At 63.6% G+C, this 23,348-nt stretch carries 15 protein-coding genes, 2 tRNA genes and 3 rRNA genes; 3 read left to right on the top strand and 17 right to left on the bottom strand.

Annotation, left to right across the window (positions count from 1 at the left end):
• Positions 1-81: 81 nt before the first annotated feature.
• From ACWMMN_RS18690 to phnS, 13 genes are all read right to left on the bottom strand, one after another.
• Positions 82-1,506 carry a DHA2 family efflux MFS transporter permease subunit gene (locus tag ACWMMN_RS18690; protein WP_059238890.1) on the bottom strand — a complete coding sequence of 475 codons (1,425 nt, stop codon included), beginning with the start codon at positions 1,504-1,506 and terminating at the stop codon, positions 82-84.
• A 689-nt stretch (positions 1,507-2,195) separates the two neighbouring features.
• A 5S ribosomal RNA gene (gene rrf, locus ACWMMN_RS18685) occupies positions 2,196-2,308 on the bottom strand.
• A 186-nt stretch (positions 2,309-2,494) separates the two neighbouring features.
• Positions 2,495-5,376 (bottom strand): 23S ribosomal RNA (locus ACWMMN_RS18680).
• A 295-nt stretch (positions 5,377-5,671) separates the two neighbouring features.
• A tRNA-Ala gene (locus tag ACWMMN_RS18675) sits at positions 5,672-5,747 on the bottom strand.
• Between the two features lie 41 nt (positions 5,748-5,788).
• Positions 5,789-5,865, bottom strand: a tRNA-Ile gene (locus ACWMMN_RS18670).
• 63 nt (positions 5,866-5,928) lie between these two features.
• Positions 5,929-7,461 (bottom strand): 16S ribosomal RNA (locus ACWMMN_RS18665).
• The 16S, 23S and 5S rRNA genes sit together here with 2 tRNA genes alongside, the layout of an rRNA operon.
• 506 nt (positions 7,462-7,967) lie before the next feature.
• The gene (locus tag ACWMMN_RS18660; protein ID WP_059238889.1) at positions 7,968-8,519 is read right to left on the bottom strand and encodes a phosphonate degradation HD-domain oxygenase; all 552 of its coding nucleotides are present in this window, start codon (positions 8,517-8,519) and stop codon (positions 7,968-7,970) included.
• A gap of 4 nt (positions 8,520-8,523) precedes the next feature.
• Positions 8,524-9,978 (bottom strand): phosphonoacetaldehyde dehydrogenase, encoded by a 1,455-nt coding sequence (gene phnY / locus ACWMMN_RS18655; RefSeq protein ID WP_174993689.1) that lies wholly within the window; start codon positions 9,976-9,978, stop codon positions 8,524-8,526.
• Positions 9,975-11,282, bottom strand: a complete 1,308-nt coding sequence (phnA, locus tag ACWMMN_RS18650; protein ID WP_174993690.1) for a phosphonoacetate hydrolase — start codon at positions 11,280-11,282, stop codon at positions 9,975-9,977. The genes phnY and phnA overlap by 4 nt, the downstream gene beginning before the upstream one ends.
• Positions 11,279-12,139: a 2-aminoethylphosphonate ABC transport system, membrane component PhnV gene (gene phnV, locus ACWMMN_RS18645; protein WP_174993691.1), complete on the bottom strand. Its 861-nt coding sequence runs from the start codon at positions 12,137-12,139 to the stop codon at positions 11,279-11,281. The genes phnA and phnV overlap by 4 nt, the downstream gene beginning before the upstream one ends.
• Entirely contained in the window at positions 12,129-13,049 is a 921-nt protein-coding gene (gene phnU, locus ACWMMN_RS18640; protein WP_322089118.1) for a 2-aminoethylphosphonate ABC transporter permease subunit, read from the bottom strand. The genes phnV and phnU overlap by 11 nt, the downstream gene beginning before the upstream one ends.
• Positions 13,027-14,130, bottom strand: coding sequence for a 2-aminoethylphosphonate ABC transport system ATP-binding subunit PhnT (phnT, locus tag ACWMMN_RS18635; RefSeq protein ID WP_059238877.1), 1,104 nt, complete (start codon positions 14,128-14,130; stop codon positions 13,027-13,029). The genes phnU and phnT overlap by 23 nt, the downstream gene beginning before the upstream one ends.
• A 34-nt stretch (positions 14,131-14,164) precedes the next feature.
• Positions 14,165-15,256: a 2-aminoethylphosphonate ABC transporter substrate-binding protein gene (gene phnS / locus ACWMMN_RS18630; protein ID WP_059238875.1), complete on the bottom strand. Its 1,092-nt coding sequence runs from the start codon at positions 15,254-15,256 to the stop codon at positions 14,165-14,167.
• 257 nt (positions 15,257-15,513) lie between these two features.
• Between phnS and ACWMMN_RS18625 the strand changes: the two genes are divergently transcribed.
• Positions 15,514-16,623, top strand: a complete 1,110-nt coding sequence (locus ACWMMN_RS18625; protein ID WP_486423764.1) for a 2-aminoethylphosphonate--pyruvate transaminase — start codon at positions 15,514-15,516, stop codon at positions 16,621-16,623.
• A gap of 102 nt (positions 16,624-16,725) precedes the next feature.
• On the opposite strand, the gene ACWMMN_RS18620 is transcribed toward ACWMMN_RS18625, so the two are convergent.
• From ACWMMN_RS18620 to aroQ, 3 genes are read right to left on the bottom strand one after another with little or no spacing between them, the layout of a single operon-like run.
• Positions 16,726-18,078, bottom strand: coding sequence for an MFS transporter (locus ACWMMN_RS18620; RefSeq protein ID WP_059238871.1), 1,353 nt, complete (start codon positions 18,076-18,078; stop codon positions 16,726-16,728).
• 32 nt (positions 18,079-18,110) lie between these two features.
• Positions 18,111-18,965, bottom strand: coding sequence for a shikimate dehydrogenase (locus tag ACWMMN_RS18615; protein ID WP_486423763.1), 855 nt, complete (start codon positions 18,963-18,965; stop codon positions 18,111-18,113).
• On the bottom strand, positions 18,962-19,417 hold the full coding sequence (gene aroQ / locus ACWMMN_RS18610; protein WP_174993695.1) for a type II 3-dehydroquinate dehydratase: 456 nt from the start codon (positions 19,415-19,417) through the stop codon (positions 18,962-18,964). The genes ACWMMN_RS18615 and aroQ overlap by 4 nt, the downstream gene beginning before the upstream one ends.
• A gap of 255 nt (positions 19,418-19,672) precedes the next feature.
• Here aroQ and ACWMMN_RS18605 point away from each other — a divergent pair, with 255 nt between their 5' ends.
• Positions 19,673-21,565 (top strand): bifunctional sugar phosphate isomerase/epimerase/4-hydroxyphenylpyruvate dioxygenase family protein, encoded by a 1,893-nt coding sequence (locus ACWMMN_RS18605; protein ID WP_486423762.1) that lies wholly within the window; start codon positions 19,673-19,675, stop codon positions 21,563-21,565.
• 289 nt (positions 21,566-21,854) lie between these two features.
• Positions 21,855-22,118, top strand: a complete 264-nt coding sequence (locus tag ACWMMN_RS18600; protein ID WP_006489463.1) for a hypothetical protein — start codon at positions 21,855-21,857, stop codon at positions 22,116-22,118.
• A gap of 78 nt (positions 22,119-22,196) precedes the next feature.
• Here the strand turns inward: ACWMMN_RS18600 and ACWMMN_RS18595 are convergent, their stop codons facing one another.
• Positions 22,197-22,991 (bottom strand): AraC family transcriptional regulator, encoded by a 795-nt coding sequence (locus tag ACWMMN_RS18595; protein ID WP_059238864.1) that lies wholly within the window; start codon positions 22,989-22,991, stop codon positions 22,197-22,199.
• Positions 22,992-23,348: the final 357 nt, after the last annotated feature.

The following is a 23,348-nucleotide window of genomic DNA, read 5'->3' as shown; positions in this document are numbered from 1 at the left end:
CATGACGGGCCTACGCTCAGGTGAATGACGAGAAACAGCCGTATTCACCTGTCGTCACGCACATGCAGCCTGCAGTCCGGCCTACCCTCGCGCCACGATCGCCCGCAGCCGATCGCCTGCATCGGAAGCCAGCCGCGCATAGCCCGGCAACGTCAGCAGCGCGAGCACGCCGGCCGCGACGAACGCCCAGCGGAAATCGTCGAGCACGTAGTGCATGCCGGCCGCATCGCCGCGCACGAGTGCCGCGAGACGCAATGACAATGCGCCGAACGCGATCCCCATCCCGATCGTCATCTGCTGCGCAGCGCTCCACAGCGTGCTGGCTGCACTCGTCTGCTGAGCCGGGATATCCGCATAGGCGAGCGTCGCGAGCGTCGTGAACTGCATCGACCGCGTGAGTCCGTAGACGAATACGACGAGCAGCGTGATCGCCAGCGGCGTCGACGCGGTCAGCCAACCGCACGCGATCGTGAAGAAGCCGACGATCGTCACATCGACGAGTGCAACGCGCCGGAAGCCGTATCGGTCGAGAATCCAGGACGTTCCCGCCTTCATCCCCAGATTGCCGAGTGCGCTAGCCAGCAGCAGCAGGCCCGACTGGAACGGCGACAACCCGAAACCGATCTGGAACAGCAGCGGCAGCAGGTACGGCACGGCGTTGATCGCCATCCGCGTGACCGAACCGGTGAGCACCGTCACCGAGAACGTCGGCACCTTCAGCGTCGTGAAATCGAGCAGCGGATGCGCGCAACGCCGCGCATGCAACCACGCGGCCATGCCGAACAGCACGCTCGCCCCCACCAGGACACCCGCGCGCGTGAAGTCGACATCCTGCTGCCCGGCCGCCTCGGTGCCAATCAGCAGACAGGTTAGCGCGCCACCGGCCAGCACGAAGCCGATCCAGTCGAGCGGCCGTTGCTCGTCGGCCCGCGTGTTCCGGACGATCAGCCAGGTACAGACGAGCGCAGCGATGCCGAACGGGACGTTCAACAGGAAGATCCAGCGCCACGACGCATAGGTCGTGATGAAGCCGCCGATCGGCGGCCCGACGACGGGCGCGACGATGCCCGGCCACGTGATTGTCGCGATCGCGCGCATCAGCTTGGCCTTGTCGGTGCTGCGCACGACGATCATCCGTCCGACCGGCACCATCATCGCCCCGCCGACACCCTGCAGCAGCCGCGCAGCCGTGAACGACATCACACCTTCAGACAGCCCGCACAGCACCGACGCACCGGTAAAGACGACGATGGCGCTCGCGAACACCGTGCGCGAACCGTAGCGATCGGCGATCCAGCCGCTGATCGGAATGAACACCGCCAGCGCCAGCATGTACGCGGTCATCCCGAGACTCAGCGCGTTCGGTCCGACGCCGAACGAGCGCGCCATTTGCGGCAGCGCGGTCGCGATCACGGTCGTGTCGAGGTACTCCATGAAGAACGTTGCGGCGACGAGATACGGCAAGAAGTCGGTCGTCCGACCACCTTGGGCAGGGCTGTCAGTCATGAACGATGCAGGAGACGGAATGCGGAAGACACCGACCGCCGGCAGACGTGGACAAGCGCCGGGAATCGGGACGAATGGCGATATTACCCTGAAGGGCCTGCTTTCCGCTCTGCAAGGCACGTCGCGCAAATGGACTTTATGCGCATAGATTTTTACGACGATTTCGTATGCGTCCGTACAGGGCGCACACGATCAGGTCGACACAGCGTGTCGAAAGACAGATGGATCACGCAGGGAGTTTTTCGGCAGGAATCGGGATTTATCGATCATCGTCGGCAAACGTCGCTCATCATCGGCTATCACGACGTCTCAGCTGAGCGCGTCGACCTTGGCAGGACGTCGGCTGACGGTGCGCTGGTGCAGCCCATCGACGAACGTACCGGGGATTTCAGAGGTGCTGGCGGTGGATCGCGAAGACAGCAGATACCTGAGTAGAAGGACACCAGCTTCGATAGTACCGATGCAAGTGAACGGGCAACCTGGGCAGGCGGAACATCTTTATATGCCAAGCTCGTGGAAGCGGGATGGAAGGTGGTCGAATGTGGCGCGTGGCGTGGATGCGGCCTCGGTCCGAATCGACGCCCGTCGGCGCCGCAGCGCCGGGCGCATTTCGCGTGGCCGGCACGCACATTTCCGTCGCTCAAATGCAAAAACCCCCGCCTTTCGGGCGGGGGTTCTTGGCTTAGGGAGCCTGACGATTACCTACTTTCACACGGGAATCCGCACTATCATCGGCGTAGAGTCGTTTCACGGTCCTGTTCGGGATGGGAAGGGGTGGGACCGACTCGCTATGGTCATCAGGCAAAGAGGGTTGTTGCGCTGCTTCGCAGCACAACCAATCTTGGAAGAAGCAGTAATTTGGTTGGGTTGTGAGGTTGTATCTCACACATATGCGGTACTTCAACCGCTGTACGTCGAGTGCGCTGCACTCGACGCTCGACATCCGTAAGCGCTGAAGCGCTAACGGCTGTCGAGACAGACTTGTTATAGGATCAAGCCTTACGGGCAATTAGTATCAGTTAGCTGAACGCATTACTGCGCTTACACACCTGACCTATCAACGTCCTGGTCTCGAACGACCCTTCAAGGGGATCTAGTCCCCAGGGATATCTCATCTTAAGGCGAGTTTCCCGCTTAGATGCTTTCAGCGGTTATCTCTTCCGAACATAGCTACCCGGCGATGCCACTGGCGTGACAACCGGTACACCAGAGGTTCGTCCACTCCGGTCCTCTCGTACTAGGAGCAGCCCCCTTCAAATATCCAACGCCCACGGCAGATAGGGACCAAACTGTCTCACGACGTTTTAAACCCAGCTCACGTACCTCTTTAAATGGCGAACAGCCATACCCTTGGGACCGGCTACAGCCCCAGGATGAGATGAGCCGACATCGAGGTGCCAAACACCGCCGTCGATATGAACTCTTGGGCGGTATCAGCCTGTTATCCCCAGAGTACCTTTTATCCGTTGAGCGATGGCCCTTCCATACAGAACCACCGGATCACTATGACCTGCTTTCGCACCTGCTCGACTTGTCGGTCTCGCAGTTAAGCACGCTTATGCCATTGCACTATCAGCACGATTTCCGACCGTACCTAGCGTACCTTCGTACTCCTCCGTTACGCTTTGGGAGGAGACCGCCCCAGTCAAACTGCCTACCATGCACTGTCCCCGACCCGGATCACGGGCCAAGGTTAGAACCTCAAACAAACCAGGGTGGTATTTCAAGGACGGCTCCACCGAAACTAGCGTTCCGGTTTCATAGCCTCCCACCTATCCTACACAGATCGGTTCAAAGTCCAATGCAAAGCTACAGTAAAGGTTCATGGGGTCTTTCCGTCTAGCCGCGGGTAGATTGCATCATCACAAACACTTCAACTTCGCTGAGTCTCGGGAGGAGACAGTGTGGCCATCGTTACGCCATTCGTGCAGGTCGGAACTTACCCGACAAGGAATTTCGCTACCTTAGGACCGTTATAGTTACGGCCGCCGTTTACCGGGACTTCAATCAAGAGCTTGCACCCCATCATTTAATCTTCCGGCACCGGGCAGGCGTCACACCCTATACGTCCACTTTCGTGTTTGCAGAGTGCTGTGTTTTTATTAAACAGTCGCAGCCACCAGTTTATTGCAACCCCTTCACCCTTTGCCCGCAGGGGCATCAAGCTACAAGGGCGTACCTTATCCCGAAGTTACGGTACCAATTTGCCGAGTTCCTTCTCCCGAGTTCTCTCAAGCGCCTTAGAATACTCATCTCGCCCACCTGTGTCGGTTTGCGGTACGGTCATCGTTAGACTGAAGCTTAGAGGCTTTTCTTGGAACCACTTCCAATTGCTTCGCTCCCTAAGGAGCTCGCGCCACACCCTTGAATTCCGCGCCCGGATTTGCCTAAGCGCCTTCTCCAATGCAGCGACCGGGACTTCCAACACCCGGACAACCTTCCGCGATTCGTCCCCCCATCGCATCTAACAATGGTGCAGGAATATTGACCTGCTTCCCATCAGCTACGCATTTCTGCCTCGCCTTAGGGGCCGACTCACCCTACGCCGATGAACGTTGCGTAGGAAACCTTGGGCTTACGGCGAGGGGGCCTTTCACCCCCTTTATCGCTACTCATGTCAGCATTCGCACTTCCGATACCTCCAGCACGCTTTTCAACGCACCTTCGCAGGCTTACGGAACGCTCTCCTACCATGCGTGCAAAGCACGCATCCGCAGCTTCGGTATATAGCTTAGCCCCGTTACATCTTCCGCGCAGGACGACTCGATCAGTGAGCTATTACGCTTTCTTTAAAGGGTGGCTGCTTCTAAGCCAACCTCCTGACTGTTTTAGCCTTCCCACTTCGTTTCCCACTTAGCTATATTTGGGGACCTTAGCTGGCGGTCTGGGTTGTTTCCCTCTTGACACCGGACGTTAGCACCCGATGTCTGTCTCCCGTGATTGCACTCTTCGGTATTCGGAGTTTGCTATGGCGGGGTAATCTGCAATAGACCCCCCAACCATGACAGTGCTCTACCCCCGAAGGTGAGACACGAGGCACTACCTAAATAGTTTTCGGAGAGAACCAGCTATTTCCAAGTTTGTTTAGCCTTTCACCCCTATCCACAGCTCATCCCCTAACTTTTCAACGTTAGTGGGTTCGGACCTCCAGTACGTGTTACCGCACCTTCATCCTGGCCATGGATAGATCACTTGGTTTCGGGTCTACGCCCAGCAACTGAACGCCCTATTCGGACTCGCTTTCGCTACGCCTGCCCTATACGGTTAAGCTTGCTACTGAACGTAAGTCGCTGACCCATTATACAAAAGGTACGCCGTCACCCCTTACGAGGCTCCGACTGTTTGTATGCATGCGGTTTCAGGATCTATTTCACTCCCCTCCCGGGGTTCTTTTCGCCTTTCCCTCACGGTACTGGTTCACTATCGGTCGATCACGAGTATTTAGCCTTGGAGGATGGTCCCCCCATCTTCAGACAGGATTTCACGTGTCCCGCCCTACTTGTCGCACACCTAGTTCTTTCATACTGTTTTCGCCTACGGGGCTATCACCCGCTATGGCCGCACTTTCCAGAGCGTTCGGCTAACAATACAAATAAAGAGTGCAAGGCTCATCCCATTTCGCTCGCCACTACTTTGGGAATCTCGGTTGATTTCTTTTCCTGCGGTTACTTAGATGTTTCAGTTCACCGCGTTCGCTTCGCATGGCCTATGTATTCAGCCATGGATACTCCAAAAGGAGTGGGTTTCCCCATTCGGACATCTACGGATCAAAGCTCGTTTGCCAGCTCCCCGTAGCTTTTCGCAGGCTACCGCGTCCTTCATCGCCTGTGATCGCCAAGGCATCCACCACATGCACTTGTTCGCTTGACCCTATAACGAGTCTGTCTCATCTTTCGACGCTACAGTCGCTACAGGTTGAGTTCTCGCATTTGTGCCGTATTCCAATTGAGTCAAACATAGAGTTCGAATCATCTTGAGATACATCGATACAATCACAACCCGGATAGTTTTCACGTCCATCTCAAGACGCTTCCGCTATCCAAATTACTTACTTCTTCCAGATTGTTAAAGAACGACAGCCGATATCTATTGATATCCTCTGACTGGCTCAATCGCCAATGCAAAGCGCTCGCTGAATTTTCAGCAAACTCTTAGCATTGAGGATTGGTGGAGGCAGACGGGATCGAACCGACGACCCCCTGCTTGCAAAGCAGGTGCTCTCCCAGCTGAGCTATGCCCCCATGTACAGATGACCTCAGGTACCTACAGTCAGACAAGACATTGGTGGGTCTGGTTGGATTCGAACCAACGACCCCCGCCTTATCAAGACGGTGCTCTAACCGACTGAGCTACAGACCCCTGAGTCTGTCTTTAAATTTACAGCCGATAAGCGTGAGCGCTCAACTTTGCGAGAAGCTCTAGAAAGGAGGTGATCCAGCCGCACCTTCCGATACGGCTACCTTGTTACGACTTCACCCCAGTCATGAATCCTACCGTGGTGACCGTCCTCCTTGCGGTTAGACTAGCCACTTCTGGTAAAACCCACTCCCATGGTGTGACGGGCGGTGTGTACAAGACCCGGGAACGTATTCACCGCGGCATGCTGATCCGCGATTACTAGCGATTCCAGCTTCATGCACTCGAGTTGCAGAGTGCAATCCGGACTACGATCGGTTTTCTGGGATTAGCTCCCCCTCGCGGGTTGGCAACCCTCTGTTCCGACCATTGTATGACGTGTGAAGCCCTACCCATAAGGGCCATGAGGACTTGACGTCATCCCCACCTTCCTCCGGTTTGTCACCGGCAGTCTCCTTAGAGTGCTCTTGCGTAGCAACTAAGGACAAGGGTTGCGCTCGTTGCGGGACTTAACCCAACATCTCACGACACGAGCTGACGACAGCCATGCAGCACCTGTGCGCCGGTTCTCTTTCGAGCACTCCCACCTCTCAGCAGGATTCCGACCATGTCAAGGGTAGGTAAGGTTTTTCGCGTTGCATCGAATTAATCCACATCATCCACCGCTTGTGCGGGTCCCCGTCAATTCCTTTGAGTTTTAATCTTGCGACCGTACTCCCCAGGCGGTCAACTTCACGCGTTAGCTACGTTACTAAGGAAATGAATCCCCAACAACTAGTTGACATCGTTTAGGGCGTGGACTACCAGGGTATCTAATCCTGTTTGCTCCCCACGCTTTCGTGCATGAGCGTCAGTATTGGCCCAGGGGGCTGCCTTCGCCATCGGTATTCCTCCACATCTCTACGCATTTCACTGCTACACGTGGAATTCTACCCCCCTCTGCCATACTCTAGCCTGCCAGTCACCAATGCAGTTCCCAGGTTGAGCCCGGGGATTTCACATCGGTCTTAGCAAACCGCCTGCGCACGCTTTACGCCCAGTAATTCCGATTAACGCTCGCACCCTACGTATTACCGCGGCTGCTGGCACGTAGTTAGCCGGTGCTTATTCTTCCGGTACCGTCATCCCCCGACCGTATTAGGGTCAAGGATTTCTTTCCGGACAAAAGTGCTTTACAACCCGAAGGCCTTCTTCACACACGCGGCATTGCTGGATCAGGCTTTCGCCCATTGTCCAAAATTCCCCACTGCTGCCTCCCGTAGGAGTCTGGGCCGTGTCTCAGTCCCAGTGTGGCTGGTCGTCCTCTCAGACCAGCTACTGATCGTCGCCTTGGTAGGCCTTTACCCCACCAACTAGCTAATCAGCCATCGGCCAACCCTATAGCGCGAGGCCCGAAGGTCCCCCGCTTTCATCCGTAGATCGTATGCGGTATTAATCCGGCTTTCGCCGGGCTATCCCCCACTACAGGACATGTTCCGATGTATTACTCACCCGTTCGCCACTCGCCACCAGGTGCAAGCACCCGTGCTGCCGTTCGACTTGCATGTGTAAGGCATGCCGCCAGCGTTCAATCTGAGCCAGGATCAAACTCTTCAGTTTAAACCTGTTACTGTTTTCGGTTCAGTTAAGAACCGGTCGCTCACTCAAAGCTGACAGGAATATGAATCACTTCATAAACCTGACTTACTTTAGTGTGAGACTCTTGATACTTTCGCTATCTGATCCGAGGATCAGCTCGCTTCCATCAAGCGCCCACACTTATCGGCTGTTAATTTTTAAAGAGCATTTCTGCGAGGAACTTCGTGTTTCTCAGCAGCGCTGCGTTTTCAGCAGCAGAGAAGCGAGATTATGAACCGTGTTTCGCAGCTCGTCAACAACTTTTTTACTACATCGTTGCGACTGCGGGGCTCAACTTCCTGTACCGCCGAGGCCGCTACCACCGGACCTCAACAGCACCGCTTCCCTTCCTCCCGCGCCGTGTTTCCGTTAGCGCGAAAGAGGCGTGATTCTATGCAGCTCCCGACAATCGCGCAAGGGGTTTCGCAAAAAATATAAGGCCCCGCACGCTGCCGCGTGCGGGGCCTTATATAGAGGCGGCCAAACCGTCAGTCCGTGCGCACCTGGCGCGCGACGATCTCCATATAGTGATCGAGATCCGGCGTCACTTTTCCTTCCTCTTTCGCCGTGTCGTCCCAGCGGCGCAGACGCAGCGCGTCCTCCGCGAACGGGCGCTGCAGGAATGCCGTCGTTTCCTCTTCGCTGAAGATGCCGCCCTGCAGCGCGAGACTGCGCACCGAGTCCGGCGACAGGCTCTCGAAGTAGCCGGCGTCCGTGCGGCACAGGCAGCGCTTCGCATCGACGTGCAGCCGGATCGGCTCCAGCACCGCGTCGGAAAACAGCGGCCGCAGAAACGGCAGCACGTAATACTGATGCAGATCGTCGATCCCGCGCGCACTCGGCGTCTCGCCCTGGCGATTCAGCAGATGGCCGAGGTCGTGCAGGAATGCCGCCGCGACCAATGCTTCGCCGGCGCCCGCCTCTTCCGCCAGCAAGGCGCTCTGCAACGCATGCTCGAGTTGCGTGACCGGCTCTCCGCTATAGGCCACATGGCCATGTTCCCGGTACAGCCCGTGGATCTCTTCCACCGTCAATGCCATTCGTTTACTCCCAAGGCAGCGAAAACGTCTTCAGGTTCGTGAAGCTCTTCATCGCCTCCTGAACGCCTTCCTTGTAACCGAGCCCGGAATCCTTGATCCCGCCGAACGGCGACAGCTCGATCCGGTATCCGGGCACTTCCCATACATTCACCGTGCCGACGTTCAGTTCGTTCACGAACCGCACGACCGCCGACGTGCTGTCGGTACACACCCCCGACGACAGCCCGAACGCCGTCCCGTTGCTGATCCGGATCGCATCGTCGATCGTATCGAACGTCATCACCGGCGACACCGGCCCGAAGGTCTCCTCGCGCACGATCGTCATCGACGGATCGACGTTGTCGAGCACGGTCGGCGAATACAACGCGCCGCGCCGCACGTTGCCGGTCAGCAGGCGCGCGCCCTGCGCGACCGCCTCGTCCACGCGCGCCTCGAACAGCCGCGCCGCCGCCTCGTCGATCACCGTGCCCATTTCATTGGCGGGATCGAACGGATCGCCGTAGTTCCATGCGCGCGTCTTCTCGACCAGCAATTCGGTGAATGCGGGTGCGATCGAACGCTGCACCAGCATCCGCTTGACGGCCGTACAGCGCTGGCCCGAATTCCGGTACGAGCCGAGCACCGCCAGCGACGCCGCACGTTCGAGATCGGCGTCATCGAGCACGATCAGCGGATCGTTGCCGCCCAGTTCCAGCACGATGCGCCGGTAGCCGGCCCGCGCGGCAATCGCCTTGCCGATCGCGACGCCGCCCGTAAAGGTGATCAGCGACGCATGCGGATGCGTGACGAGTTCGTCCGCGATCTCCGCCGGGTCGCCCGTCAGCACCTGCAGCATCGGCTCCGGCAATCCTGCTTCATACAGCAGGTCGGCCAGATAGAACGCCGACAACGGCACCTTCTCCGACGGCTTCACGATCACGCGGTTGTTGGTCGCGATCGCCGGCGCGATCTTGTGCGCCACCTGGTTCATCGGATGATTGAACGGCGTGATGGCGACGATCACGCCATCGAGCGGCTGCCGCTGCGAAAACACGCGCCGCGCCTTGCCGTGAGGCGTCAGGTCGCACGAGAAACTTTGCGAATCGTCGCGTAATGCCTCGACTGCCGCGAACTTCAGCACGTCGGCGACACGGCCGATCTCGTAGCGGGAATCCTGCTTCGACAGCCCCGATTCGAGCGTGATCAGGTCGGACGCTTCCTCGGTGCGCTCGCGCAGCAGCGCAGCCGCACGTTCGAGGATCTGTGAGCGCTCGTAGCGGGTGAGCTTCGGCCGGTAGGCCATCGCGTAATCGAACGCCGCGCGCACGTCGTCGACGCTCGCGAGCGGCGCCGTCCCGACGCGCGTGCCCGTGTACGGGTCGGTGACGTCGAGCGTGCGTTCGCGCGTCGCGCGCGTGCCGCACCAGCGCAGCGCTTCTGCGCGAAAGGACGGATGGTCTTGCCGGGGATGCGCCATCATGTCGTGACCCGGTTCAGCACGAAATCGAACACGTCGAAGTTGCGCGGGCGACGCGCGGGATCGTCCCGCTCGATACGCCGGTTGAACAGCAGCGGCACTTCCTGCTCCGACACGCCGCCGTGCGAACGCAGCGGCACCGTGAGGCCTGACAGATCGTGTTCGCGCTCGCGCGTGCCGAGCGTCATGTCGCGGCGGCCGATCACGACGAGATCGCCGATCCGGTCGGCCGGCAACTCGAAACGGGCAGCGGCTTCCGCGTTGTCGAGCACGAGCTCGACGCCGTCGAGGCCGCCGACGCGCCACATCGCCTCGGCCCGGTCGACGCCCGGCGCCAGGTAGATGGTCGCAAACGAGCCGAGCGCGCCGTGATGCACGACGTACGGATCGGTGATCGGCAGGATCACGCGCGCAGCCTGCGCGCCGTACCAGCCGTCGAAGGCGTCCTGCAGATAGATCACGTTCGGGCGCCCCGTCGCCGGGTCGTGCTTCGCGTTCATCCCGTGATCGGCGGTCAGGCCGATCGCCCAGCCGAGCGCGTCGAGCTGCGCGAGGTAACCGTCCATCATCGCGTAGAACGCGTTCGCGCCCGCACTGCCCGGCTCGCACTTGTGCTGCACGTAGTCGGTAGTCGACAGGTACATCAGGTCGACTTGCCGGGTCTGCGCGAGCCGCACGCCGGCTGCGAACACGAATTCCGACAACGCTGCGCTGTAGACGTCCGGCGATGGCAGGCCGACCCAGTCGAGCACGTCGACGATCCCGTTTTCCGCGAGATTCGCCTGCGCCGCCTTCTCCGCGGAGAAGCAGATGCCGTGCATCTGCCAGCCGAGCAGCCGGCGCAGCTTGTCCTTCGCGGTCACGACGGCCACCCGCGCACCGGCGTCGGACGCCGCCGCGAGCAGCGTGCCGGCACGCAGGTAGGCCGGGTCGTTCATCATCACTTCGGCACCGCGCCCGCCGTCGGCGGCCGGATCCCAGAAATAGTTGCCGCAGATCCCGTGGACCGACGGCGGCACGCCGCAGACGATCGACAGGTTGTTCGGGTTGGTGAAGGTCGGTACGACGCAATCGCCGCGCCACGCCGTGCCTTCCGCGATCATCCGGCCGATGAACGGCGCGACGCCCGCTTCCACCGCCCGTTCGAGATAGTCGTACTCGCAGCCGTCGACGCAGACGACGACGGTCGGCTCGACCGGCAGCCGGTAGCGTCGGCCGTTGACGTCGACCGAGCGACCCGCGAGCCCGGTCGACGCGCCGGCGGGTGCCGCGTCACCGGGATGGCGCAATGCGAACGCGGCGTTCATGATGCCGCCCGCTTGCCGCGCGGCACGCGCGCCGCGATCAGCAGCAGCGCCGCGAGCGACGCGCCGAGCATCAGCAGCGACAGCGCCGATGCCGGAAGGTAATAGCCGCGCTCCACCTGGCCGATCACGACGATCGGCACGGTCGCGAAGCCCGGCGGATAGACCGTCAGCGTCGCACCGAGCTCGCCGAGCGACAGCGCGAAGCCGAGCGCGAGGCTCGCGCGCAACGCCGGCACGAGTTGCGGCAGCAGCACGCGGCGCAGCACCATCGCGGGCGGCGCACCGAGGCTCGCCGCGGCTTCGCGCAGCACGGTCAGTTCCGGACGCAGCGCGGCGGCCGCGCAGCGATAGCAGAACGGCAGAATCAGCGCGAGTTGCACGAACACGACGATCGCCGCCGAACTCGACAGGTCGAACGGCTTCTGGTGATACGCGATCAGCACCGCGAGCCCGAGCACGACGCTCGGCACGCCGTTCGGCACCATCACGAGCGCGTCGACCACCGCGCCGAGGCCGCGACGGTCGCGCCCTTCGAGCGCCAGTGCGAGCCACAGCCCGAGGACCGTGCCGATTGCCGACACGCCGAAGCCGATTTCGAGGCTCGTCAGCAGCGCGTCGTATTCCGGCGACCCGAGCCGCTCGAACCAGCGCAGGCTGTAGCCGGCCGGCAAAATCGTGCCCGACCATTGCGTCGACACGCTCGACAGCGCGACGACGACGACCGGCAGCACGAACAACCAGAAGCACGCGAATGCGGCCAGCGCGAGCGCGGCGCGCGACGCATGCTTGAGCAGCGCGTCGCTCCAGCCGATCTGGTGGCGCGGCACGGCTTGCCCGATACGAAATTCAGCGGACATCGTTCCCTCCCGTCGCACGCCGGTTCACCCGGCGATAAACCGCATACAGCGCCAGCGACAACGCCAGCATCACGACCGCGCCGGCCGACGCGGTCGGCAGGTCGAGATCGACGGTCGCGCTGCTGTAGATCGCGACCGGCAGCGTGACGAGCCGCGCGCTGCCGAGCACCAGCAGAATCCCGAACTCGTTCAGCGTCAGCAGGAAGCACAGCACGGTGCCGGCGGCGATGCCCGGCCACGCGATCGGCAGCACGACGCGACGCGCGAGCATCCAGCCGGGCGCGCCGAGGCTGCGCGCGGCTTCGATCAGACGCAGGTCGAGCGTCGCGAACGACGCGAGCGTCGGCCGCACGACGAACGGCGTATAGAACACGGTCTGCGCGAGAATCACGCCGCCGATGCCGAACAGGAAATCGAGCGGCGGATTCTCCAGATGGAACAGGTGCTGCAGCGCAATGCTGATCGACCCTTGCGAGCCGTACAGGAAGATCAGCGTGAACGCGACGAGGAACGACGGGAACGCGACGTAGAGTTCCAGGAAGCGCGTGACGAGCGATGCGCCCGGGAACGGCTTGAAGAACAGCAGCGCGGCCAGCAGCACGCCGAGCACCGATGCGGTGCCGGCGCTCGCGAACAGCACGCCGAGCGTCGTCATCAGCACGCTGCGCGTGTCGGGGTTGCCGAAGAAGGTCCGGTACGCGGCGAAACTCAACCCGTGATCGCCCGACACGCTCAGCAGCACGAGCCGCACCAGCGGATAGACGACGAGCGGGCCGAGCACGACGATCGCGAGCGCGGCCAGGTGCAGGTCGCCCATGCGCTTGCGGCGCCGTGCGGCGGCGGCGTGCGCGGCGGCCGACGCGAGCACGTGCGGCGGCAGGCCGGCTTCAGGGCTCGATAAGGACGACATCGTCTGCCTCGCATTGCAGGGACACGCGCGCACCGCGCTCGGGGGCCGCGCCGCGGCCGCGTTGCATCGTGACGCGCACGGGCTCGCCGGGCGCCGCGTCGATCACGACCGCGATCGACAGGTCCGCGCCCTGCCATTCGACGGATGCCACCGTACCGTGCAGGCCACCGGCCGACGGCGGCATCACGGTCAGGCGCTCGGGGCGCACGCATGCGACCTTGTCGCGTACGTCGTGGCGCGGATCGCCGACCGGGAAGATCACGTGCGGCGGCAGCAGGTTCGCCGGGCCGAGATAGCGTGCGACGTAGCCGTCCCGCGGCGCGTCGTACAACTGCTGCGGCGTGCCGAGCTGCGCGATGTGGCCGTCGCGCATCAGCAGCGCGCGGTCGGACAGCACGAGCGCGTCGTCGCGGTCGTGCGTCACACAGACGACGGTCAGGTTCGGCAGGCGCTCGTGCAGCGCCTTCAGTTCGCTGCGCACCGATGCGCGCAGGTTGGCGTCGAGCGCCGACAGCGGCTCGTCGAGCAGCAGCACGTCCGGCTCGATCACGAGCGCGCGTGCCAGCGCGACGCGCTGCTGCATCCCGCCAGACAGCTGCGCGGGCAGATGATGGCCCGCATCGCCGAGCTGCACGAGCTTCAGCGCGTCGGCGACGCGGCGCGTCACTTCCGACGACGCCATGCCGCGTGCGCGCAGCCCGAATGCGACGTTCTCGAACACCGACAGGTGCGGGAACAGCGCGTAATTCTGGAACAGCAGACCGAGATTGCGCTTGTGCGGCGGCGCGTAGGTCAGGTCGCGCCCGGCAACGGTCAGCGTGCCGGTCAGGCCATCGGCCTTCACGAACCCGGCGATGAAGCGCAGCAGCGTGGTCTTGCCGCAGCCGCTCTTGCCGAGCACGGTCAGAAATTCACCGGCACCGATCGACAGCGACAGATCTTCCAGCACCGTGCGTGCGCCGTAGCGCACGCTCAGGTGTTCGATCTGCACGCCGCCCGGCGCGCCGGACCGCAGCGTCGCGTGCGGTTCGGCGGCGCCGAATGCGCCGGGATGGGTCAGGGTGGTTTCCACCGGGTTCATCCTCTCGCTCACTAATACAGGCGGCGTGTGCCGATCACTTCGGCTTGACGACGTCGAGCTGCTTGCCCGAGCTGCCGATCACGTCCTTCTTCCAGCGCTCGATCCACACCGGCTTCTTCGCCATCACCTGGGTCCAGTCGACCGGGATCAGCTTCACGCCCGCGATCGCCTTCTTGACCGCTTCGCCGTTCTTGCCGGCCAGCGGCACGTCCGTGCGGCCCGGGATGCCGTACATGTCCGGCACCTTCGCCTGCACTTCCGTCGACATCAGGTAGTCGATCAGCTTCTTGCCCACGTCCTGGTTCGGGCCGCTCTTGATCAGGCCGATGCCGTACGGGAGCTGGAACGTGGTCGGCTGGTCGCCGTCCTTCGCGGCCAGGAAGATCGGCTTGACGGACAGCGCGCCGTGTTCGGCGTCGTCGAGGTCCATCTGCAGGTCGCCGTTCGCGACGCTGATCTCGTTACGCGACAGCAGCACGTTCAGGTAGCCCGTGCCCTTCGTGTGGAATTTCACGCTCTGCGACAGCTTCGCGAGGTAGTCGAATGCCTTGTCCTCGCCCATCAGCGACGTCGTCAGGATCAGCACGGCCATCCCGTCGCCGGCCGTGGCCGGGTTCGAGTAAGCGACCTTGCCCGCATAGGTCGGCGACAGCAGGTCGGCGAACGTCTTCGGCTGGTTCTTCACGACGTCCGGGTTGATCGCGAACGAGAAGTAGTTGTTCACGAACGTCGCCCACGTGCCGTCCTCAGCCTTCGCGATGGCCGGCACGTTCTTGTAGTTCACGCTCTGGTACGGCTGCAGCAGGCCCATCTGGCCGGCTTGCTGGATGAACGGCGGCAGCGTGACGATCACGTCGGCCTTCGGCGAATTCTTCTCGATGTTCGCGCGGTTCACGACCTCGCCGCTACCTGCCGTCACGATGTTGACCTTGACGCCTTCCTTCTTCTCGAAGGCCGGCAGCACATCGCGATAGAGGTTCTCGAGACCGTCCGCCGTGTACAGCACGACCGCGTTTGCCGCATGCGCCGGCATCGCGGCACCTTGCAGCAGACCGGCGGCGCAGGCGGCCAGCGCGAGCTTGCGGAACGCGCCGGCAGCGGCGCGCGAGGGTTTCTGCAGTGTCATCTGACTTCTCCGTAGGCGGAACACCAAACGGCCGGGGCACGATCCGGCTCTCTGTTATCTCCGGGCAGGCCGAACGACGGCCCGCCGCGCTACCGCGCTGCGGTTGGTTTCGCGCGGCAACCGAAGGATCACAGCGTTCGATGACAAACCCGTGACGAATGCCACAATTTCCAAAAAATGACACATTTTGCCAATATCATGCAAGTCATTCAGAAATGCCGCCCGGCGTTTCGTTCGACCTCTGCTGGAGAAAAACCATGCCCGACCCGATTCTGCTCACGCCCGGCCCGCTCACCACGTCCGCCACAACCCGCCACGCAATGCAACATGACTGGGGCTCGTGGGACGCCGCTTTCAATCAACTGACGGCCAGCGTCTGCGCCGACCTCGTCACGATCGCGAAAGGGGGTGACGAGTACGTATGCGTGCCGATGCAGGGCAGCGGCACGTTCTCGGTCGAAGCCGCGCTCGGTACGCTGGTGCCGCGCGACGGCGTCGTGCTCGTACCCGACAACGGCGCGTATTGCGCACGCATCCTGAAGATCCTCGGCCGGCTCGGCATCGACGCGATCGCGCTGCCGTTCGGCGAGGACGCGGCCGTCGACGCGGCGGCGGTCGAGGCCGCGTTCGCGCGCGAGCCGCGCATCACGCACGTCGCGCTCGTGCATCTGGAAACGAGCGCCGGGATCCTGAATCCGCTCGATGCGATCGCGGCCGCGTGCCGGCGCCACGGCAAGCGGCTGATCGTCGACGCGATGAGTTCGTTCGGCGCGTTGCCGATCGCGCTCGCGGACAGCGGCATCGATGCGCTGGTCTCGGCGAGCGGCAAATGCCTCGAAGGCGTGCCGGGGATGGGGTTCGCGATCGTGCGGCGCGATGCGCTCGACGCATGCGAAGGCAACTCGCCGTCGCTCGCGCTCGATCTTCACGACCAGTACGCGTACCTGCGCAAGACGGGCCAGTGGCGCTTCACGCCGCCGACGCACGTGATCGCCGCGCTGCGCGCCGCGCTCGACCAGTACCTCGCCGAAGGCGGCCAGCCGGCGCGCGGCGCGCGCTACGCGGACAACTGCCGGACGCTGGTCGAATCGATGCGTGCGCTCGGCTTCGTGCCGTTCCTCGGCACGAGCGTGCAGGCGCCGGTGATCGTCACGTTCCATGCGCCCGACCATCCGGCCTACGATTTCCGCCGCTTCTACGACGCGGTGCGCGATGCCGGCTTCATCCTGTATCCGGGCAAGCTCACGCAGCTCGAGACGTTCCGCGTCGGCTGCATCGGTGCAATCGATTCGGGCGATATCCGGCGTGCGGTCGCGGCGATCGCGCAGGCGGTCGAATCGCTCGGCATCGCCGTGCAACGCGCGTAAGCGCAATGCGCCGGCCGGCATGCCAGCCGGCGCCGCAAACAAAAAAGCCCGGCAGCCGGTTGGCCGCCGGGCTAACGCACTGGATGTGCGTGGAGCCGGTGCTTACAGTTCGATCCGCTTGATGTCGCCGACGACGAAGATGTACGACAGCGCACCGACCAGCGCGATCACGCCGATGAACACGAGCGCGCCGACGAACGAGCCGGTCGACGCGACGATGAAGCCGACGACCAGCGGCGTGACGATGCCCGCGAGGTTCGCCGCGAAGTTGAAGATGCCGCCCGTCACGCCGAGCAGGCCGTCCGGCGCGATGTCCGACACGAGCGTCCAGCCGAGCGCGGCCATGCCCTGCGCGAAGAACGCAACCGACATGATCGCGATCACGGCCTCGTTGCTCTTCACGTAGTTCGCGAGAATGATCGTCGACGCGAGCAGCAGGCCCGCGATGATCGGCAGCTTGCGCGCGAGGTTCGCGGACTTGCCGCGGCGGAGCAGCCAGTCGGAGAAGATCCCGCCGAACATCACGCCGACCGACGCGGCGATGAACGGCATCACCGCGAAGAAGCCGATCTTCAGCCAGCCCATGTGGCGCTCGGTTGCGAGGTAGGTCGGGAACCAGGTCAGGAAGAACACGAGCGTCGAGTTGCCGGCGAACTGGCCGAGACAGATACCCGCGAGCTGGCGCTTCTTCAGCAGTTTGCCGGCCATCGCCCAGCTGAACGACTTCTGCTCGCCCTTCGCGCCCTTGCCAGCTTTGTCACCGTCCTTGCGCACGCCGTGCACCAGGCCGCCGCCCGCCTCGATATAGGCCAGCTCCTCCGAATTCGCGCCCGGATGATTGCGCGGCTCGTAATAGAACTTCCACCAGACCAGGCCGAACACGATCCCGACCGCACCGACGACCCAGAACAGCGAGCGCCAGCCGAACGCCCCCATCAGCGCGAACAGCACCGGGCTGAAGAACGCGAGGCCGATGTACTCGCCGACGGTGTAGGTACCCGTCGCCATCGCACGTTCGTTCTGCGGGAACCACGTCGCGACGACGCGGCTGTTGGTCGGGAAGCACGGCGCCTCCGCGACGCCGAGGCCGAGACGGCAGGCGAGCAGCGTTGCGACGCCGGGCACGAAGCCCTGCAGGAACGTGCACAGCGACCACAGCGTCATCGACCAGTAATAGGTGACCTTGCTGCCGAAACGGTCGAGAAAGAGGCCGCCCGGCACCTGCGCGGCCACGTACGTCCACGAAAACGCGGAAAACATGATGCCCATCACGGCCGCGTTGATGCCGAGCTCCTTGGTGAGCTGCGGCGCAGCCACCCCCAGCACCGTACGGTCGAGATAGTTGATCATCGTGCCGATCGCGAGCAGCGCGAGAATCTTGTAGCGCGCCGAGGTGCGCCGGACGGTGCCGGACGCCTGCGCCGGCGCGGCGCTCGTATGGGTGGTGTGCTGCATGGTCGTCTCCTGGTCTCTCTTTCTGTAAGGGGTCAGCGCCCGACGAGCGACTGAAAGTGATCGAACATCCGCTCGGCGTCGGGCGTGCGTCCGGTGAAGATCTCGAACGCGTCGACGGCCTGGTAGACGGCCATCCCGCCGCCCGGCAGCGTGGCGCAGCCGGCCCCGCGCGCGGCGTGGATCAGTTCGGTTTCGAGCGGGAAATACACGATGTCGGCCACCCACATGCCCGCATGGAGCAGCTCGGCCGGCAGCGGCAGGCCCGGATGCTTGGCCATGCCGGTCGGCGTTGCGTGGATCAGGCCCGTCGCGGCGCGCATCGCGGCCGCGAGATCGCCGCCCGGCACGACCCGTGCCGCGGGGAAACGTTGCTGGAGTTCAGCCGCGAGCGAGGTGGCACGCGTGCCGTCGACATCGAAAATCGTCAGTCCGGCCGCACCCATCTGCAGCGCTGCATGGGCCACGGCCGCGCCCGCGCCGCCCGCACCGAGCTGGACGACACGCTCGAGCGACGCGTCGGGCAACCCGCGGCGGAACGATTTCGCGAAGCCCGACCAGTCGGTGTTGTGGCCGATCCGCTTGCCGTCCTTGAACAGCACGGTGTTCACCGCGCCGAGCGCGCGCGCGTCGTCCGACAGCGCGTCGAGGTGTTCGATCACGCGCTGCTTGCACGGGTGCGTGATGTTCAGCCCGTTGTAGCCCATCCGCTGCGCGGCATCGAGCAGTTGCGGCAGTGCGTCGACGGTCACGCCGAGCGCATCGAGATCGATGCGCCGGTACACGTAGCCGAAGCCCTGGCGGAAGCCTTCTTCCTCGTGCATCGCGGGCGACAGCGAACCGCCGATGCCCTGGCCGATCAGGCCGATCAGAAACGACGGGCGGCTCATCGTGCGGCTCCCTGCGCGAACAGCGTCGCCAGACGCTGCAGTGCGAACACGTAGCCTTCGGTGCCGCAGCCGCAGATCACGGCTTCGGCGACCGCCGACACATACGAATGGTGGCGAAACGCCTCGCGGCGATGCACGTTCGAGATATGCACTTCGATCACCGGCTTCGCGATCGCGGAAAGCGCGTCGGCCAGCGCGACCGACGTATGCGTATAGGCGGCCGGGTTGATCACGATACCGTCCGTGTCGAGGCGCGCGGCATGCAGCCAGTCGATCAGTTGATGCTCGGCGTTCGACTGGCGGAACTCGATCTCCAGCCCGAGCGCCTCGCCTGCCGTGCAGCAGCGCTGCTCGACGTCGGCGAGCGTTTCCGCGCCGTAGATGTGGGGCTCGCGGGTCCCCAGCAGGTTCAGGTTCGGGCCGTTCAGCACCAGCACCTTGTGCTTGCTCATGGTGATTCTGCTCCTGAAACAGGGGCGGACCAGGACCGGCGCCGCCCCGAAAACATCGGAATTTGGCGCTAGTGTGCGCTCGTGAATGCGGGCTGTCTTTTCGGGTTTTCGCTAATTTGTACCACCTAGTTAGTTTGTACAATACGCACCACTAGCCCAGTAAATTCGGGATATGGCGTGCGCCGGGACTCAATGACTGGTTCATTCAGGGCCGGTTCGATCGACGCCATGCCCCGCTCATCCGCAGGAATCGCCATGCAGCGTTCGATTGCCACCGTGTCACTGTCCGGCACGCTCGCCGAGAAGCTCGCCGCCATCCAGGCAGCGGGCTTCGACGGCGTCGAAATCTTCGAAAACGACCTCGTTTACTTCGACGGATCGCCGGCCGACGTCCGGCGCATGGCCGCCGATCTCGGCCTCGACATCGTGCTGTTCCAGCCGTTTCGCGACTTCGAGGGCGTCAGCGCGGCCCAGCTCGCGCGCAACCTCGACCGGATCAAGCGCAAGTTCGACGTGATGCATGCGCTCGGCACCGACCGCATCCTCGTCTGCAGCAATGTGTCGGCCGACACGATCGCCGACGACGGGCTGCTCGTCGACCAGCTCGGCGCACTCGCCGAAGCGGCGCGGGAGGCCGGCGTGGTCGCCGCGTACGAAGCGCTCGCGTGGGGCCGCGTCGTGAAGCGGTACGGCCATGCATGGACACTCGTGAATGCGGTGAACAGCCCGCACCTCGGCCTCGCGCTCGACAGCTTCCACACGCTGTCGCTCGACGATTCGCCGGATGCGATCGCCGACATCCCCGGCGACCGGATCGCGTTCGTGCAGATCGCCGATGCGCCGAAGCTCGCGATGGACGTGCTCGAATGGAGCCGCCACTACCGCTCGTTCCCGGGCCAGGGCGACTTCGACCTCGCACGGTTCACCGCGCGGGTGATCGAGTCGGGCTATACGGGGCCGCTGTCGCTCGAAATCTTCAACGACGGCTTCCGCGCGGCGCCGACCGCGATCACAGCCGCCGACGGCCATCGCTCGCTGCTCTATCTGGAAGAGCTGACCCGCACGCGGCTCGCGCAGGACAGCCGCGCGCCGGCCGCCGGCCAGCCGCTGTTCGCGCCGCCGGCGCCGCCCGCGCACGTCGGATTCCAGTTCATCGAATTCGCGGTCGACGCCCAGGCGGCGGCGACCGTCGCCGAATGGCTCGGCCGGATGCGCTTCCGGCTCGCCGGCCGGCATCGCTCGAAGGACGTGACGCTGTTCCAGCACGGCGCCGCGTCGATCGTGCTGAACGCCGAGCGCGACTCGTTCGCCGATGCGTTCTTCCAGCAGCACGGGCTGTCGCTGTGCGCGTCGGCATTCCGCGTCGACGACGCGAAGGTGGCGTTCGAACGCGCGGCCGGCTTCGGCTATGCGCCGTTCTCGGGCCGCGTCGGGCCGAACGAGCGCGTGCTGCCGAGCGTGCAGGCGCCGGACGGCAGCCTCGAATATTTCGTCGACGAAGCGCCGAACGCGCCGACGCTGTACGAATCGGACTTCGTGCTGACCGACATCGACGGCCCGAGCGAAGTCGGCCCGCTGACGGGCATCGACCACGTGTGCCTCGCGCTGCCGGCCGATGCGCTCGACACGTGGATCCTGTTCTTCAAGACGGCGTTCGGCTTCGAGGCCGAGCGCAGCTGGCTCGTGCCCGATCCGTACGGGCTGATGCGCAGTCGCGCGGTGCGCAGCGCCGACGGCTCGGTGCGGATCGCGCTGAACGCATCGGTCGACCGCCATACGGCCGTCGCCGAGTCGCTCGACCGCTACCACGGCACGGGGCTGAACCACGTCGCGTTCCGCACGGACGACATCGTGAAGACGGTCGCCGCATTCGCGGCCGACGGCGTGCCGTTCCTGCGCATTCCGCCCAATTACTACGACGATCTCGCCGCGCGCTACGCGCTGCCGGACGACCTGATCGACACGCTGAGCGCGCACCACCTGCTGTACGACCGGGACGAGCACGGCGGCGAATTCCTGCACGCGTATACGGAACTGGTCGACAACCGCTTCTCGCTCGAGATCGTCGAGCGGCGCGGCGCATACGACGGCTACGGCGCGACGAACGCGGCCGTGCGGCTCGCTGCGCAGGCGCAGCGCAGGAAATAAGGGAAGGATGTGAATCGGAGTCGCGGGCCGCGAGCATGGGCGTGATCCGCGGCTGATGCAAAAGGCTGCACCCCGCACGCACCATCGTGGTGAATCACGGCGCCGCGGACCCGCCCGCGCGGCTCGCCGCGATCGGGCCGCAAGCCGCGCCGCGTATGGCGTTACATCCGGTAACCCGTACCGCAGTGCAGCATCCCGTCGCCTGCCACGGTTTTAAGAATCGCTTAAGTCTTCGACGGCACCATCCGCAACCAGTACCCGATGGTTTATCCAGAAAAGGAGGAAAGCGATGAGCGCCGTAGAAGCACCCGCGGGCCGCCCGGCCGCGCCCCCTGCAAAGAAGACGATGCTGCGCCGCCTGCTCAGTCATCATGAAATCGCGACGCTGCTCGTGCTGCTGCATGCACCGATCGGCGCGAACGCCAAACCCGAACTGCCCGCGTTGCAGGAAGCCGGCCTCGTCGAGATGGTCAAGCTCGACCCCGATACGGCCCCGAGCTTCCGGCTGACCGAAGACGGCACCGCCGTCCTGAAAGGGCTCGGCTACCGCTGAGCCGCCGTTTTCACGGCTTCCCCGTATCCCCGCAGTACCCCGATCCCTGCGATGCGTCGGCCCGGCCGGCGAATCGCGTTACCCCGCCCGCTCCTGCAGCATCAACCGGTATTCCGTCGGCGTCACGCCGACCGTCGCCTTGAACTGGCGCGTGAACGCGCTGTGATCCGTATAGCCGCATAGCGCCGCGACGTCGGTGACCTTGTCGTGCGTGACGAGCAGCGCGGTGGCCGCGTCGAGCCGCGTCTTCAGCAGCACCTGGCGCGGCGTCAGGTGGAACACCTTGTGGAAGTAGCGCTCGAGCTGCGCGACCGACATCCCGGCCATCTGCGCGAGGTGCTTCAGGTTCAGCGGCTGTACGTAGTGATCCTGGATGTGCTGGACCACGTCGGCGAGCCGGCTGTACGCCGGGTGCGATCCCTCGTGCGCCTTCAGGTCGCGCGAGATGCCCGCGAGGCCGACCACCCTGCCCGCGGCGTCGCGCAGCGGCTCCTTGCAGGTCAGGCACCAGCCGGGCTGGCGGCCCGGATACAGGTGCAGCTCGAGCTGGTCCATCAGTTGCTGGCCGGCGTTGATCGTCGCCATGTCCTGCTCGAAATAGCTGCGGCCGAAGCGGCGCGGAAACACTTCGTCGGCCGTCTTGCCGAGCAGGTCGCGCTTGTCCTTGTAGCCGCAGCGCATCGCCAGCGTGCGATTGACGATCGCGTAGCGGCCGCTCGCGTCCTTCACGAAGAACGCGACGTCCGGCAGCGCGTCGAACACGGGTTCAAGCAGGCGGAAATGCGCAAGCATCGCGCCGAGATCGGCGTTGTCGGGCTGGTAGCGCAACGTTTCGGACAGGCTCATGGGCGGTACGGCAAGCAAGGTCGTCATCCCGGCAACCGCGAAGCGAGTGGCAGATGGCGTCGATTATAGAAGCGCCCCTTCGATCGCGTCGCGCCGAGCGCGGGGCAGGCAAGCTGGCGGTGTCGGCCGGGCATGCCGCGCATCCCGATCGACGCCGTCGGCCGACCACACAGGTTGCGCACACAACCACCGCGCAGCGCATGCGCGGCCGGCGGCCGTTCCGCTTTCGCCGCTGCCGGCGCAGCGCGTCGACACAGGCGGCATCATGCACCCGAATCCACCATGCTAAAAATGCGGACGCCCCGCGTCTTGGCGCGATTGCGCATTCGACATGACGATTTCGGCATATATCAGGGTTATCGACGATATGCCGATATCGTCGCC

It is taken from the genome of Burkholderia cepacia complex sp. TUM26381, from assembly GCF_057439935.1.
Note: the sequence above shows the minus strand (reverse complement) of the source record. Positions and strands in the feature narration are given on the sequence as shown.

What these genes read in the sequence shown, in the direction of transcription:
- ACWMMN_RS18690 (WP_059238890.1), bottom strand. Translation starts at nt 1,506, where the DNA reads ATGACTGACAGCCCTGCCCAAGGTGGTCGGACGACCGACTTCTTGCCG.
- ACWMMN_RS18660 (WP_059238889.1), bottom strand. Translation starts at nt 8,519, where the DNA reads ATGGCATTGACGGTGGAAGAGATCCACGGGCTGTACCGGGAACATGGC.
- phnY (WP_174993689.1), bottom strand. Translation starts at nt 9,978, where the DNA reads ATGATGGCGCATCCCCGGCAAGACCATCCGTCCTTTCGCGCAGAAGCG.
- phnA (WP_174993690.1), bottom strand. Translation starts at nt 11,282, where the DNA reads ATGAACGCCGCGTTCGCATTGCGCCATCCCGGTGACGCGGCACCCGCC.
- phnV (WP_174993691.1), bottom strand. Translation starts at nt 12,139, where the DNA reads ATGTCCGCTGAATTTCGTATCGGGCAAGCCGTGCCGCGCCACCAGATC.
- phnU (WP_322089118.1), bottom strand. Translation starts at nt 13,049, where the DNA reads ATGTCGTCCTTATCGAGCCCTGAAGCCGGCCTGCCGCCGCACGTGCTC.
- phnT (WP_059238877.1), bottom strand. Translation starts at nt 14,130, where the DNA reads ATGAACCCGGTGGAAACCACCCTGACCCATCCCGGCGCATTCGGCGCC.
- phnS (WP_059238875.1), bottom strand. Translation starts at nt 15,256, where the DNA reads ATGACACTGCAGAAACCCTCGCGCGCCGCTGCCGGCGCGTTCCGCAAG.
- ACWMMN_RS18625 (WP_486423764.1), top strand. Translation starts at nt 15,514, where the DNA reads ATGCCCGACCCGATTCTGCTCACGCCCGGCCCGCTCACCACGTCCGCC.
- ACWMMN_RS18620 (WP_059238871.1), bottom strand. Translation starts at nt 18,078, where the DNA reads ATGCAGCACACCACCCATACGAGCGCCGCGCCGGCGCAGGCGTCCGGC.
- ACWMMN_RS18615 (WP_486423763.1), bottom strand. Translation starts at nt 18,965, where the DNA reads ATGAGCCGCCCGTCGTTTCTGATCGGCCTGATCGGCCAGGGCATCGGC.
- aroQ (WP_174993695.1), bottom strand. Translation starts at nt 19,417, where the DNA reads ATGAGCAAGCACAAGGTGCTGGTGCTGAACGGCCCGAACCTGAACCTG.
- ACWMMN_RS18605 (WP_486423762.1), top strand. Translation starts at nt 19,673, where the DNA reads ATGCAGCGTTCGATTGCCACCGTGTCACTGTCCGGCACGCTCGCCGAG.
- ACWMMN_RS18600 (WP_006489463.1), top strand. Translation starts at nt 21,855, where the DNA reads ATGAGCGCCGTAGAAGCACCCGCGGGCCGCCCGGCCGCGCCCCCTGCA.
- ACWMMN_RS18595 (WP_059238864.1), bottom strand. Translation starts at nt 22,991, where the DNA reads ATGACGACCTTGCTTGCCGTACCGCCCATGAGCCTGTCCGAAACGTTG.